Annotated in this window: 20 protein-coding genes; 7 read left to right on the forward strand and 13 right to left on the reverse strand. The window is 68.9% G+C overall.

Annotated features, from left to right (window positions below; all coding sequences use genetic code 11):
* Window positions 1-69 precede the first annotated feature (69 nt).
* The gene (locus tag OHA25_RS08400; RefSeq protein WP_327590947.1) at window positions 70-324 is read right to left on the reverse strand and encodes a GntR family transcriptional regulator; all 255 of its coding nucleotides are present in this window, start codon (window positions 322-324) and stop codon (window positions 70-72) included.
* A gap of 157 nt (window positions 325-481) precedes the next feature.
* On the opposite strand from OHA25_RS08400, the gene OHA25_RS08405 reads away from it, so the two are divergent.
* The 6 genes from OHA25_RS08405 to OHA25_RS08430 all read left to right on the forward strand — a co-directional run bounded on the left by OHA25_RS08405 (window position 482) and on the right by OHA25_RS08430 (window position 3653).
* Window positions 482-850: a hypothetical protein gene (locus OHA25_RS08405; RefSeq protein ID WP_327587017.1), complete on the forward strand. Its 369-nt coding sequence runs from the start codon at window positions 482-484 to the stop codon at window positions 848-850.
* Window positions 850-1140: a hypothetical protein gene (locus tag OHA25_RS08410; protein ID WP_327587018.1), complete on the forward strand. Its 291-nt coding sequence runs from the start codon at window positions 850-852 to the stop codon at window positions 1138-1140. Before OHA25_RS08405 ends, OHA25_RS08410 begins: the two co-directional genes overlap by 1 nt.
* A gap of 274 nt (window positions 1141-1414) precedes the next feature.
* Entirely contained in the window at window positions 1415-2323 is a 909-nt protein-coding gene (locus OHA25_RS08415) for a hypothetical protein (protein WP_327587019.1), read from the forward strand.
* Between the two features lie 82 nt (window positions 2324-2405).
* Window positions 2406-2651, forward strand: coding sequence for a hypothetical protein (locus OHA25_RS08420; protein ID WP_327587020.1), 246 nt, complete (start codon window positions 2406-2408; stop codon window positions 2649-2651).
* Window positions 2651-3067: a hypothetical protein gene (locus tag OHA25_RS08425; protein ID WP_327587021.1), complete on the forward strand. Its 417-nt coding sequence runs from the start codon at window positions 2651-2653 to the stop codon at window positions 3065-3067. The genes OHA25_RS08420 and OHA25_RS08425 overlap by 1 nt, the downstream gene beginning before the upstream one ends.
* Before the next feature lie 268 nt (window positions 3068-3335).
* Window positions 3336-3653 (forward strand): hypothetical protein, encoded by a 318-nt coding sequence (locus OHA25_RS08430; RefSeq protein WP_327587022.1) that lies wholly within the window; start codon window positions 3336-3338, stop codon window positions 3651-3653.
* A gap of 354 nt (window positions 3654-4007) precedes the next feature.
* Here the strand turns inward: OHA25_RS08430 and OHA25_RS08435 are convergent, their stop codons facing one another.
* From OHA25_RS08435 to OHA25_RS08450, 4 genes are all read right to left on the reverse strand, one after another.
* The gene (locus OHA25_RS08435) at window positions 4008-4283 is read right to left on the reverse strand and encodes a hypothetical protein (RefSeq protein WP_327587023.1); all 276 of its coding nucleotides are present in this window, start codon (window positions 4281-4283) and stop codon (window positions 4008-4010) included.
* A gap of 81 nt (window positions 4284-4364) precedes the next feature.
* Window positions 4365-4586, reverse strand: a complete 222-nt coding sequence (locus tag OHA25_RS08440) for a hypothetical protein (protein WP_327587024.1) — start codon at window positions 4584-4586, stop codon at window positions 4365-4367.
* Window positions 4587-4678: 92 nt separating this feature from the next.
* Window positions 4679-5461 carry a peptidoglycan recognition protein family protein gene (locus tag OHA25_RS08445; RefSeq protein WP_327587025.1) on the reverse strand — a complete coding sequence of 261 codons (783 nt, stop codon included), beginning with the start codon at window positions 5459-5461 and terminating at the stop codon, window positions 4679-4681.
* A 17-nt stretch (window positions 5462-5478) separates the two neighbouring features.
* The gene (locus OHA25_RS08450) at window positions 5479-5829 is read right to left on the reverse strand and encodes a hypothetical protein (protein WP_327587026.1); all 351 of its coding nucleotides are present in this window, start codon (window positions 5827-5829) and stop codon (window positions 5479-5481) included.
* A 100-nt stretch (window positions 5830-5929) separates the two neighbouring features.
* Here OHA25_RS08450 and OHA25_RS08455 point away from each other — a divergent pair, with 100 nt between their 5' ends.
* Window positions 5930-6556, forward strand: a complete 627-nt coding sequence (locus OHA25_RS08455; protein ID WP_327587027.1) for a hypothetical protein — start codon at window positions 5930-5932, stop codon at window positions 6554-6556.
* Between the two features lie 10 nt (window positions 6557-6566).
* On the opposite strand, the gene OHA25_RS08460 is transcribed toward OHA25_RS08455, so the two are convergent.
* The 8 genes from OHA25_RS08460 to OHA25_RS08495 are packed head-to-tail and all read right to left on the reverse strand — an operon-like array spanning window position 6567 to window position 12618.
* Window positions 6567-6965, reverse strand: coding sequence for a hypothetical protein (locus OHA25_RS08460; protein WP_327587028.1), 399 nt, complete (start codon window positions 6963-6965; stop codon window positions 6567-6569).
* Window positions 6962-8812 carry a hypothetical protein gene (locus tag OHA25_RS08465; protein ID WP_327587029.1) on the reverse strand — a complete coding sequence of 617 codons (1851 nt, stop codon included), beginning with the start codon at window positions 8810-8812 and terminating at the stop codon, window positions 6962-6964. The genes OHA25_RS08460 and OHA25_RS08465 overlap by 4 nt, the downstream gene beginning before the upstream one ends.
* Window positions 8813-8830: 18 nt before the next feature.
* Window positions 8831-10624: a hypothetical protein gene (locus OHA25_RS08470; RefSeq protein WP_327587030.1), complete on the reverse strand. Its 1794-nt coding sequence runs from the start codon at window positions 10622-10624 to the stop codon at window positions 8831-8833.
* Window positions 10625-10634: 10 nt separating this feature from the next.
* Window positions 10635-11159: a hypothetical protein gene (locus tag OHA25_RS08475; protein WP_327587031.1), complete on the reverse strand. Its 525-nt coding sequence runs from the start codon at window positions 11157-11159 to the stop codon at window positions 10635-10637.
* 9 nt (window positions 11160-11168) lie between these two features.
* Window positions 11169-11612 carry a hypothetical protein gene (locus tag OHA25_RS08480; protein ID WP_327587032.1) on the reverse strand — a complete coding sequence of 148 codons (444 nt, stop codon included), beginning with the start codon at window positions 11610-11612 and terminating at the stop codon, window positions 11169-11171.
* Window positions 11613-11621: 9 nt separating this feature from the next.
* Entirely contained in the window at window positions 11622-11963 is a 342-nt protein-coding gene (locus OHA25_RS08485; RefSeq protein ID WP_327587033.1) for a hypothetical protein, read from the reverse strand.
* Window positions 11963-12373, reverse strand: coding sequence for a hypothetical protein (locus OHA25_RS08490; RefSeq protein ID WP_327587034.1), 411 nt, complete (start codon window positions 12371-12373; stop codon window positions 11963-11965). Before OHA25_RS08490 ends, OHA25_RS08485 begins: the two co-directional genes overlap by 1 nt.
* The gene (locus OHA25_RS08495; RefSeq protein ID WP_327587035.1) at window positions 12370-12618 is read right to left on the reverse strand and encodes a hypothetical protein; all 249 of its coding nucleotides are present in this window, start codon (window positions 12616-12618) and stop codon (window positions 12370-12372) included. The genes OHA25_RS08490 and OHA25_RS08495 overlap by 4 nt, the downstream gene beginning before the upstream one ends.
* Window positions 12619-12635: the final 17 nt, after the last annotated feature.

Here is a 12635-nt window from a genome sequence, read left to right on the forward strand (position 1 = left end):
GCGGATACCTCAGCCCTCAGTAGGCCGCTTCACCTCTTCCGCGCTGGCCGAGGCATCATGCCAACGAGCTCACTCACGGTCCGCGGGCCACTCATTACGAGGGCGGACATAGGTCCCACGACCCGAAATGGGATTGATCCAGCCTTCCTCGGTGAGGATCCCCAACACCTTGCGGATCGTCCCACGACTGACCGCGAATTCTTGATCAAGCTGATTGATCGACGGAATGGGTGTCCTCTCCCTGTAGACACCCGTCTCGATTCGCTTGCGCAGCGTCTCGTAGAGCTGGACCCACATCAGCCGATCCTCGTCGAACTCGATCATCACGTGCGTGACGCTAAGGCGTCATGGCAGTGCATGCCCTGGCGGGACTTGCCGATGCAGGCATCGGCAGGCATATGCATGCTATGGCAGGCAGTGACACGGAGTATTCGAAACTTGCACGCCTTTACGAGCCCTCCACCGCCGGGAAGGACCCGCGATGCTGCACCCCGTGTATCAGCAGTCGCTGCCACCGACCACGTCCAGCCCCGCGATCGTCGGAAGCTGGGCGCGCAGCGTGGCCGAGGCCGAACAGCCCACCCTCGCCGAGCGCATCCACAAGACGGCGCAGACCCTCGTCCACCATGTCATACGGGACATCTCGCCACACCGTCGACTGCACGCGGAGCTTGAGCTGACTGACACCGGTCTGCGGCTCACGGTCCGCGTGCCAGGGCACGCTGCCCACGTCGGCAGTCTGGAGTGCTTCGAAATGTCAGGGGAGCTGACCAGCTTCGGGTGCAGTGGCAGCCCCGCTGGGCGCGAGGCCTGGGCCGAGCTCCGGATCGAAACGGCAGCTGTGGCGTGATGGCCAGTGGCGAAGAGCGCACGCAGGACCAGCTGGCCAAGGACGGCCGTCGGCTGAGACTGCTGGCGCAGCTGTACCCGGGCTACCGGCTGAACCGGCACGTCGACCGGCATGGCCGAGTGTGGTGGTGGGCCGTCCGGCTGTCCATGACTGACGAGCTGCGGGCGGCAGGCGTCCATCAATCCCTCGGGCGCACCAGCTTCGACGACCTGCAGGCGGCGCTGGTGCAGCAGGACTGGATCACGCATATGCGCCAGGACTGGACAGGGCCCGAGCGCGGCCGTTCATGAACTCCCGGCGCGTCGCCTGCGAATGGCGGCGCGTCGGGCGGGTGGCCCTGCCAGCGGGAGGGCCCTTGGCGGGGCCACCCCATCGACCAGGGCGGTGCGGGAGCCCCTACACCCATTCCCCCGCACCGCCCGTCCCCCACGTTCGCCGGCGGCCGCGCCTCCCACGCTCCTCGGCCGCTGCGGTGTAGCGTGCCCCGATTCCAAACGAGACAGGGCTCCCGGCCGGTACGCCGAGAGCCCTTGCGATCGATCCCCCTTCCCCAGGAGACCGACCATGCATGACCCTACGAGCGCGGCCGCGGCCGCGCCAACCCGCCGCGCCCACCAGGCCGACCCGATCGAGCGCGTCGGCGTGGCGGTGGTCGCGGTCGCCGCGGCGGTACTCAGCTTCTCCGCGCTGGCCGGCCTCGGCGGGTACGCCGGATTCGGCACCGTCGCCGTCTTCGCGTGGGACGCGCCGCTCAGCCCGCTGATCCCGCTGTGCATCGACGTCTACGGTGCCACGGCCGTGCGCATCGCCAGCAGGCGCTGCTACAGCGACGAGACGCGACGCCAGGCCCTGATTCACGCCATGGCCGCCATCGTGGTCGGCGTGATCGGTAACGGGACTTACCACTTGTTAGAGACGCACGTCCTTGTACTCGGCGACCTCCGATGGCTGCTCGTGATCGCGGTCAGCGTCGTCCCGCCCGTGGCGCTGGGCGCCATGCTGCACCTGATGGCGCTCACCGCACGCGACCGCCAGGACGCCGACCAGGTGCACGAGGCGGCCGCCGTACCCGCGACCGAACCCACCGAGGTACGTGACGCACCCGCGCAAGTACGTGAACCTGGTGACGTACCCACAGCCGCCGGTGCCCCGCCGGCGCCGACCTCGGCGGCCGCGCCGCCGCCGTTGCTCGAGCTCGGCCCCGCCCACGAGGAGCACCAGTGGTACCCGGCGCGACATGCGCAGACGCTGCCCGCACCCGAGCCGGAACCGGCGCCGGAACCCGGTCAGGTACGCCTGCCCCAGCTGGACCCGGCGCTACGGCCCGTCGTACTCCAGGCGGTCGAGACGTTCGCGCCCGACGGCGAGCTCGACCGCGTGCCGACCATCCGAGAGGTTAAGGAGGCGCTCAACGTCGGCCAGCCGAAGGCGACCCGAGTACGCGCGTACCTGAGCGAGCTCGTCGCCAGCTGACCGTGAACCCCCGGCTGTATCCGTATGAACCCGTCGCTGATCAACCCGAGAGGAGCATGTGCCCGAGATGCAAATAGCAAAGATGATCATCATGTATTTGGAGGGGCAGGCGATCCGGACGTCCGGCTTCGCCATGGAGGAGTCCGACCGGGACGCCCTGCTGGCGCAGGCCCAGGCCGCGGACGCCACAAGAGCGGACGGCACGCAGGTGCGGATCGTCTACGGACGACTGGAGGAGCTACACGTGCTGCTCGGCCGGGAGGACCTCGACAGCCTCCTGGAGAGGTGCATGACGGCCGAAGTGCGGATCATGCAGAGGAGCGCGTGATGAGCACCGACCACGCCTACGAGGTCGACCACGACGACTACGAGCGGCTCATGGGCCCGCCCCAGGAGGAGCCGGACGAGGAGCCGCCGCTGTCCCTCGAGGAGATCCAAGCCGCCTACGACGAGTGCGGGGGCAAGATCTGGGAGCTCGGGCCGAGCGCCCGCACCGTGGCGGTCGGCCTGCTGCAGCTGATCACCGAGGCACGCGCGGCACGGGCCGAGCTCGAGCGCATGCGGGCCGGCACCCGGCATGAGTACACCGTGACCGACGGCGCGCCGCCGGCCGACGACGCCGAACTGGTGACCGCCGAGCAGGCCGACGCCGTTCTGGCCAACACGGCCACCGCCCAGACGGTGTGGATCCGCGGCGTGCACGCCGAGCCGTGGCAGCAGCTCTCCAAAGAGCCGCCGTTCTAGGCCGCGAGACGACGAAGAGCCCCACCCGGTCCAGGACCGGGTGGGGCTCTTCGTCTGTGCTGGTCGGAGGGCTACAGGACTGTTCCGCTGACGAGCGCTGCAGGCGGTCGTACCGTGAAGGTATGGCCAAGGGCGAGGACGACGACGAAGCTCCGCCGATCTGCGGCACCTGCCTGGGAGCCGGCGGGGAGTGGATGGAGCAGAACGGCAAGAGAGGCCAGCAACGCGTGTGGGTGCCCTGCAGCTCGTGCGGCGGGACAGGCCGAAGGTGACCGATCCCATCACCTGCCCCGAATGCGAGGGCAAGCGCGGGCAGCAGCTCGGGCCGCTCTTCCTGGCGTGCCTGTTCTGCGGCGGCCGCGGCTGGGTCGGCGCCGACAACGAACCGGCCGAAGCGTGCCAGAAGCCGCCCCCGCCGCCGCCGACTGCCACCGACCACAAGGTGTGGACCGACCCCTACATCGCCGCGGCGTTCCCGTGCCGGATGTGTTTCGGGTCCAAGCAGGTGACCCACGTCGACGAGGACTCCGGCGTGCTGATGACGTCGACGTGCCCCTGCTCGGTTGAGCCTGCGCCGGGGGCGTGACAACGCGAAAGAGCCCCCGCCCGGTCCGCTTCCGTGAGGACCGGGCGGGGGCGTTTCTTTGGGGTGGTCGGAGGGACAGGGGCCAGCTCTTCAGGCTGCTGGCGCCCGCCGGTTCTGCGGCCAGAGGCCGGGACCGGACATCCCATCCCCTGCGCGTCCCCCCTGTGCGGGAGTACTCGAAGCTCGCGGTGATCTTACACAGTGGTGCTGCAGGATGCTGCCGGCGATGACAGGGTGTCGGGTCTGCGCCGTGGCGGCCAGTACCGCGGGCTGGTCCGCCACGGGTGACGCTGCAGACGTCACTGCTCGCCTGGCCAGCTCCGCAACCCGGTCCGCGGGGCGAGCGGTCCCAGGCTATCGCTCGACGTGCCCCTGCACGACGAGTGGCCGCCCGCGGTCGTCCCGGGGGTCCGCGACGGGCGTGACGCGCCTCTGGCTGCTGAACCACACCCACGCGAAGAGCGCCGCGTCGAACAGCTGCTCGACGCCCGCCTCGCTCAGCTCCCACTCCGGCGGGATCCAGCCGAGCGCGATGCCGAGCCGGACCAGTCCCATGAGGACCAGGGCAAGCGCGCCCCGCACCATCAGCGGGTATCGCACGGTGAACGGAGTCTTGGGGATGGGATGCATATGCCCCTCCTTAAGGGACGCGCCTCATTCGAGGGCGAAAATGAGGAACCTGCAGCACATCGCCGCAGGTGAGGCTCAGGCCTAGTCGACCAGCGTGAAGTCGAGGTAGTACGACGTGCCCGGCTCGAACGACACGTTCGGGTTGTCCACCTGGATGCGCAGTTCGCCTGAGGGCGTGTACTTCGCGTATCGCCGGTCCTCGGGCACGTCCGCGTCGTACTCGGCGCTGAACCGGAAAGTGCGTGTTCCGGGCTGCGAGTACGTTTCGACGCTCGTGCAGCGGAACTTGGCCCGTACGGTCATGTGTCCCTCCATAGGGGTTGAGGTTGCGGTCTCGCCGCGGGGTGGGGTGGCCCGTGCCGTCCGGAGGAGGTACAGCCGGACCAAGTTGTCGATCATGTGATCGGGGCGGTCCAGGCGGCGCGCCAGGTCCGCTCGTCGACCTCGCCGGTGGGCGTGAGGCCCTTCGAATCCCGTTGGAACGCGGTGCAGACCTCTTCGTCGGCGCCGCTATACCAGCCGTCGACGTCGAGTTTCCAGCCGCGCTTGCGCATCTGCCGCTGCCACATCCGGACGTCGTCGCCCTTGGTGGTGGGCGGCCAGGACAGCGGCCGCTTCCAGTCGGGGACGTCGACGTCGTCGCGGCCGTCGTCCTTGCCGCCCAGCTCGTCCTTCACGAGGCCGAGCAGCACGTCCCAGGGGAAACTGGTTCCGGGGTCGGTGTGGTCGGTGCGCCGGTAGACAGCGCTGATGTCGGCATGGCTGGTGATGCCTCGCTTGCCGGCGCGCAGCTCGGCGCGGGTCAGTTTCCGCACCGGGATCTTGTGAGCGCGGCACCAGCCGGCGATGACGCCGGCGGCCTGGCCGAGCATGGCGTTGCCGTAGGCGTCCAGCCACTCCTTCCGGCTCTGGCGGGCGAAACCGGCCAACTCCAGCTGTAGCCCGTCGCTGTTGCCCCCGGGCGCGGCCCAGGCAGTGTCTTGGTCCCGGACGCATCTGACCACGCTGTCGGCGTCGACGCAGGCGTGCGCGCTGGCCTGCCGGTTCATGGTCGCGAACATGCGCGCGCACTCCTCGGCCGTGGTAGCCCGCTCCACCCATTCCATGGAGTGCACGACGATCAACCTGATCGGAGAGATGCGGCCGCGGTGGAACCAGCGGGCCTGGACGAGTCTCACAGGGTCCTCCTGATGGGTTAGCCGCGGGCGATGGCGATGCCGACGACGGCGACGATCACGCTGATAACGGCGACGATCACGCTGACCACGCCGATGATCTGGCGCCGGCTTTCAGCGAGCTGGGGCCGGGTCACCCCGTCACGCTCGACCGCGTCGACGCGCTTCTCCAGCGCCTCGGTCGCGGCCGCCGCGGACGCCCGGTCTGCTTCAACCCGCCGGGAAAGCTCCTCGACCTTCCAGTCGGAATGATCGGCCCGCTGCAGCAGCAACGCGACCTGGCCCTTGATCTCGGCCAGCCCCACCGCGGTGATCTCGGACAGCTTGGCCAGGGCCAGGTGAAGGTCGCCGGGTGGCTGCTGGTCGGTCACGGACACCTCATCTCGTGCGAGGTGGCCGGATCCGGCCACGTGGTCAACCGGTCAGCTGTCCCGGGCGTCTCACTAGTCCCCGTAGACGCTGGAGGCAGCGGTGAGCCATCCCGTGTACGACGAGCCGCGGACGCAGCGCTCGAAGAGGCCGGCGGGCAGAGACCGGACGATTGCGCTGGTCGCGGTCATGGTCGCCGTGGTGGCCACGCTCGTGGCCGTGGTCCTGGCGGTGCTGCTCGTCGCCCGGCCCACTGCGACGCCGAGCTCCGCGGCCGCGGCCGCCACGTCGCCGGCCGGGAAGCCGAGCGCGGCGCCGAGCGCGGCGGCCAGCCCGTCGCCCAAGCCGGTGCAGCCCCGTACCCAAGCGGCCGTGCGGAAGGTCGCCGAGCAGGCGTTCGACGCCTACGGGGCCGGCGAGTACGGCGAGTTCTGGGACATGTGGACAAGCCAGGCCAAGAAGGTGGTCTCCCGCAAGGATTACGTGCGCCGCTTCCGGCTGTGCCCGTCGGCCGCGCAGGGTCTGCGCTGGCAGATCCAGAAGGTGACCATCTCCGGTGCGCGGGCGAGCGTCCGCGCGGTCCGGTCGATCCTCGTGCAGACCTACACGTTCGCCTACCAGGGCGGCCGGTGGCGGTTCCAGCCGTCGGCGGAGATGCTGCAGCCGTACCGGACGAAGACGATCGATCAGATCGTGCGGGAGGAGCGGGCGGCAGGCGGCTGCGCCTAGCGGAGGGGCGTCAGCCCATGAGGTCGACCAACTGAAAGTTGGCCAGCATCGAGTTGACCGCGAACACCAGAGCGTTGAGGATGTCCCGCTCGACGGTGCCGTAGGTGTCGTCGGCGGTGCCGGTGACGTCGTTGACGTGGCCGGCCTTCGGGATCGGCACCAGCTGCACCTCGACGGCGTTGCCGCCGCCGCGGAAGGTTAGGCGGCCGCCTTTCACGTACACCTTGCCGTCCGTCGCGGGCAGCCCGGACGTGTCGGGTGCTGCCATTCCTCGCAGGATCACCCCGAGGGACAGCTCTGTGATGGGGTCGCGGAGACCGGCCCGCGCCTCTAGCGCCTCCACGCGCTTCTCCAGCTCGCGGTGGAGCCGGTTGGAGTCGGTAGGGAGGGGATCGAATCGGTTGGTCATTCGGCGGCCTCCTGGGCGGTGATCAGCGTGGCGAGGTCTTTGCCTTGGCGGCGTCGGGCGGGCCGGATTTGCCAGCCGATCAGTCGCTGACTGAGGTTGAAGGACGCCGCGCCCTGCGCGGTGATCGGGTAGCGGGGGTTGTTGAGGATGAACCGCACGTACTCGCCGAGCGAGGTGGGGCCGAGCGTCGAGCCCTTGCCCAAGATGACGTCGGCGGAGAACACGCGGGCCGCGCCAGCGGCGCGGGCCGCCCAGTACTGCGCGTACTGGTTGATCGTCGTCTGATCCGTGGACTGGGTCGGGTGTTGCAGGCGACGGTCGTAGATGGGATGGCCAGCCGCGATGTGCGGAGTCGTGATGAGCGTGGACCGGACCGGGGTGCCGGCGACGGATCCGTCCCCGGCCGGGGTGCCGCCGATGATGGCCCACCGGGTGCCGCCGCGCATCGCGGATCGTTCCTCGCGCCAGCCGGTGATATCCCCAGCGGTGCCTTGCCTGGCCTGAGTGAACACGTGCACGACGTTGGGGAAGTCGAGCTTGGGTGCGCCGAACTCCAGATTCCGGAAGATCGCGCCGCCGGAGACGCGGTTGTTGACCACATACTCGAACCCGACCTCGGAGCGGGCGAAGTTCTGGAGGAGATCGCCGAACCGGTCGTCGATCTTCCCTTCGAGGTTCCTGTTCACACCGGACGCGCCTGCCTGCAACGCGAGGCCGATGTTGGAGGCCGGGGTGGACTGCATCTCCAGGATGAGCTGCCGGGCGGCGTCCAGCTGGTCGCCGCCGGCGAAGAACGGCGCGGTGAGACATACCTGGTGCGGGTAGCCGTCCAGGGTGCAGCCCTGCAGGTTCATGACGACGCCGCCGCGCTCCGATTGCTCGGTGACCGTGGTGTGCAGCCAGTAGATGGGGTAGAGCACCCCGTCGCGCCACGGGTGCACCACGAGCCTGCCCGGGCCGCCTGTCAGGTCGTCGATGTCGCGCGGGAAGATCTCGTTGTAGCGGGCGGCGATCTTCGGGTTCGGCATCGGCAGCTGGGCGGAGAACTGGCCTGGTTCCCCGATGCGGCAGTCCAGGGACGGATCACGCGGGTAGATGTCGCCGTAGTAGGAGCCGGTCAGCGCGTCGTGCACCGTGTACCGCCACCGCGTCACACCCCGGGCCGGCGTGAACGCCGGGAATGACGGCGGGGTCGGCGTCTCGTGCTCAGGCCCGGACGCGACCAGGACGGTGAACCCGGACCCGGCCTGCAGGGACGCGCCGCCGCCGACGATGTGGGCGACCGTGCCGAGGGCGGCCGTGGAGGTGATAGGCCGCCACACCACCGCGCCGGACACGCTGGTGCCGGATTGGACGTCGCCCAGCTCCGTGAACCCGACCGGCTGCGACCAGTTGATCGTGACGGAGGTGGAGGGGAGGCCGGCGGCGAACCGGAACTCGATCCCGCTGGGCGTGGCCGGGACCGCGCCGGGGGTGACAACGGCTGGCCCGGTTGTGACGCCGGTCGGCACGATTTGGGGCGGGGTGGTGGCGGCGCCCTGCATCGGTACGAGGATGACGGCGGCGCGCGAGGTCGCCCCCTGGTCGACGTTGTAGACGCTGGGCTCGGTGCCGGTCGCCTGTGGCCTCCACCACACGTCCAGGGCCTGCATGGTGCCGGGCAGGTTCTGGATGCGGCCGATCCGCTGCCAGGTGCCGCCGCCCGTGATCGCCACCGGCAACGGCCCCGTGCTCACCAGGAACGCGAGCAGCCCGTTCTTGGAGGTGAGCCCGGCCGGGACCGGAACCGTGAACGGGCCCTGGCCGGCCGCCGTACGTACGGAGGCGGTTACGGGGGTGGCGGGCATGAGCTCACCCCCTCAGGGTCATTGCCAGGCGTGCTCCCACAAGGCGACCGCGGCCGGTGCGGTCCCTGTCGAGGTCTCGTACGTGATCGCGCTGACCCCCGGGCCGAGCACGAAGTCCGGCACGCCGATGCTCGCGCCGGTGAGATGGCTCATCTGCGAGACGCCATCGATGAGCGCGTTCCCGGCGAATACGTCGATCTCGAGCTGCTTGCCCGCGGCGACGGTGAGATTGAATTGGATCACCCTGACGTCCTGGCTGCCGTCCGGGAGGGTTCCGACGATTTCGAGGAGCGGTGTGGTGGCCGGGCCGGGGCAGCGGAACCGGACACGCGGGGTGGGCGTGTTGCCGAAGTTCGTGACCTCGATCGTTTGGCCGTCGCCGATGGTGGCGTTGCCGAGCGCCCGCGAGTAGAGGCGGGGATCGGCGCATTTGAACTGTGCGAGCAGCTTGTCGGTGTACCCGATCCGGTACCGGATATCGATCGGGCCTGGCGTGCGTTTGATCACCACCCCGTACGCGATGTATATCTGATCCGCAATCTGCATCGCGATCGGCACCTGCTCGTCAGCGATCGGCTTCGGCAGGTTCTGCCGCCAGGCTTCCATCACTTCACGCATCTGGTCCTTGGGGACGCTGACCTTGCCGGAGAAGATGATGTTCCTGGGCAACGAGTATTTCTCGCCAGGCATCGCGCCGTCGCTGTTGGGGTTTTCAACGTCGCCGTCGTCGAGGTCGGGCATGTCGATGTCGGCACCGATGAGCTCGTTCAGCCGGTACACGGTTCCGCTCCCGATCCGGAACCCGTTGTAGGAGAGTTGGCCGGGTCCGTCGAGGTCGTCGCCAGGATTCACCGGAACCGTCACCGTGAACGCAGGCAGCGTCCACGGGGCGATGATCGGGTCGGGGGTGACCGCGACGTTCTTGTTCGTCGTCACCGTCGGCGTGAGCACGGACCAGACGGCCGGGATTTGGTCGGGCTGCACGTTCGTCGGCGGTGAGTCGCCGACGAAAACGTCCGGCGTTGGTAGCCCCCAGCTCGCCAGGATCGCCCCAGGTTGCGTGTTCAACCCGAGGGAGATGCCCGGGGCCGGCAGCGACCACGGCGCGGCCAGCACGCCTGGCTCGACGGTGACGGGCACCGACTGGTGCGGCATCACGGTCACGGGTGCGCCGTACCCGATCGGCGCGCTGGAGGCGGCCACCGTGGTGCCGTTGATCGACGTCTGGTTCGACCCGTTGCCGGTCCAGTCCAGCACGGTCTGAGCGATGTCGGACTGGTCGAGCACCCACATGGCCTGCGGCGCGGCCGAGATCCACGCAGTCAGCGAGTGGGCGAGGTTCTCGATCTCGCCGTCGGTGAGGACGCGGTTCCAGACGCCGGCGGCTGCGATGTCGGAGTCGGATGAGCTACCAATCGTCATCGACGTGACGGACGGGCCGAAGTCGTCGTTGGTGCCGGTGCCAGCCTGGTGCGTCCACGTGCCCGTGCTGTACACGTATTTGTGCATGCGTGCGGCGACGCCGTTGCCGGCCGCTTTGGTGGCGGCCACCAGCACCCAGCCGTCGGCCGAGGTGACGGTGAACTGGGATTCGGTCGCGGTTGTCTGCGAGCGCAACCTCAGGAGGTTCGTGGAGGTGGTCACGGCGAGTTCGGCGACGCGGACCGCCGTCGCGAACATGCTTAATGTGGTGGAGATGACGGTGCCGTTGCGGCGTATCACCGCCACATAGGTGCCTGCCGTGGTCTGCCCCGACAAGGCGCCCGTGTTGACGTTGACAGAGCTGCTGGCGGAGGCGAAAGTGCGCGCCACAGGTCACCCCCTACGCGGTCTGGTACTCCAAGGTGACGGCGACGACTTCGATCTTGGTGGCGTCGACCGTGTCGGCAGCGTTGCCCGCGTCCCGAGCCAGATAGACCACTACGAAGTCACCCGCGGCCACGCTGTCGGCGTTGGTGAGCGTGATGGAGATCTCGAACAGCCGCCGCGCGGACGCCGGGACCGCAGTGGCCGCGCTGGTGTTGGCGGCGGCGAAACCCTTGGTGTTGACGTCGATCGCGTCCGCCGGGGTGACCGCCGCCAGGCGCGCCTCGAACACCGTGTTCCCTGCGGTGGCCGCCGTCTTGCACTGCACCTTCAGGACGGGTGCGGACCCGTAGTCGGCGGGCATCCGGAACGACCACATCACCTGCTCGCGCGTGCTGAAGTCGAACGCGAACTGCATCAGATACGGGGTCGGCGCCGCCGCCGAGCTTTTCACGCGCTGGATCGCCGGGGCGGCGTTGGACGCCGACCCGTCCGGCAGGGTGGCGGCGGCGGTCGCCAGGGGGATGGTTCCGGTAGCCACGACGTCCTCCTACGGGCTGCAGTCGAGCACGGCGATCCCGGACGCGTGCCACGTGATCAGGAAAGTGCCGTCTTGCGTCTCCTTGGGCGCCCCGAACCACACCGCGAGAAACGCCCGGTTGGACTTGAGCGGCCAGTACTGCAACGCGCCCTCGGCGATGATCGTCGAGTTGTTGAGCTGCACGTTTTCGGCGTCGAACACCATCGACCCAGACGCGGCAGTCAGCGTGGTGAGGGTGAGCGTGGGGCCGCCCGCCGTGTACCCCGCCCCGCTGGATTCGCCCGCGTTCCACGGGGCGACACCATAGGCCGTGTCGGTGGTGAAGTTCGGCGTGACCGCCGAACCCCACAGTGCGAGCTTGCCGTCCTCTGCGCCGAGATCGATCGCGAGGTTGGTGACGTCCCATTGGTCAACGTGGGTGGCCACGAACAAACCGGATGCGCTCCAAGCCATGCAAGCCTCCTACGACACCGAGACGTGGGTGTGGTTGATCTCGGCGTATCCGGCCATGTTGAACATCTTGAGTGCTGGGTCCGAACCCCAAATGCCGAAAAGCAATTGCAGGCTGGTGTTGGGCCAATAGGCGCTGTAGTGAGCGGTCCCCACCGCGCTGGCGCCCACGCCGACCGCAAACTGTGGAAGTCCGGGGAAGTTGAAGGTGAACGTGCGCGACACGCTGCCGAGGTTGTAGCAGCGGATCTGATTGATCGTGAAAGCTCTAGCCAGGCTGGTTTCCACCTCGGCGAGTACCGCCCAGCCGCCGGGACCGTATTGCGCGGTGATCTCATACAGAACAGATGGCATCAGGCACCTCCAGGTCGCATGGCGCGGCCCCTACCGCGCACAGGTTGAACGTGAACAACTGCGTCACCGGGCTCCGGTGGCGGCCCCGACTGCATCGCTTCGAGTTCGGCGATGAGCGGTCCCCAGTCGGCTTCAAGGCGTTCAATCTCGCGCTCGATCGCGGCCCGCAGGCCAGCGTCGAGGTCGCGGGTGAGGTCCTGGCGCAGCTGCTTGATGCGGGCGACGGCGCGGATCCAGCCGCGGACCTTCCGCATCTGCTCCATCGCCGCCCGCCGCGCCACGCTGTTCTCTGGCGACGGGTCCTCCGCGTAGGCGTCCTTCGCTGCGGCCAGGGCCTCCTGCTCGCCGGCGCACGCCTCCAGCAGCTCCGCCTCCGCCCGCAGCTCGCGGGCCATCCTCCTCGAGGTCACTGCGAGATCGCCCCCTTCGCGGTGATGAGCGGTGCCTGGATGTGGACGTCCTGATGGTCGCCCGTGTCGGAGGTGCGGTTGCGGGTGGTGGCGATGCACCCGGACTCGGTCACCTCGGTCACGGTGCGCACGATGCGGCCCGCCTGGTCGCGGCGTTCGCGGCGGACCGGCCGGGACCGGCCCGTCGCCACCTGAATGGTTTTGATCTTCTCGGCGAACGACAGTCCGCCATCGTTTCCGGGCACGCGAAAACCGCCTTTCG

It is taken from the genome of Nonomuraea sp. NBC_00507 (genome assembly GCF_036013525.1).
Taxonomy (GTDB): Bacteria; Actinomycetota; Actinomycetes; order Streptosporangiales; family Streptosporangiaceae; genus Nonomuraea.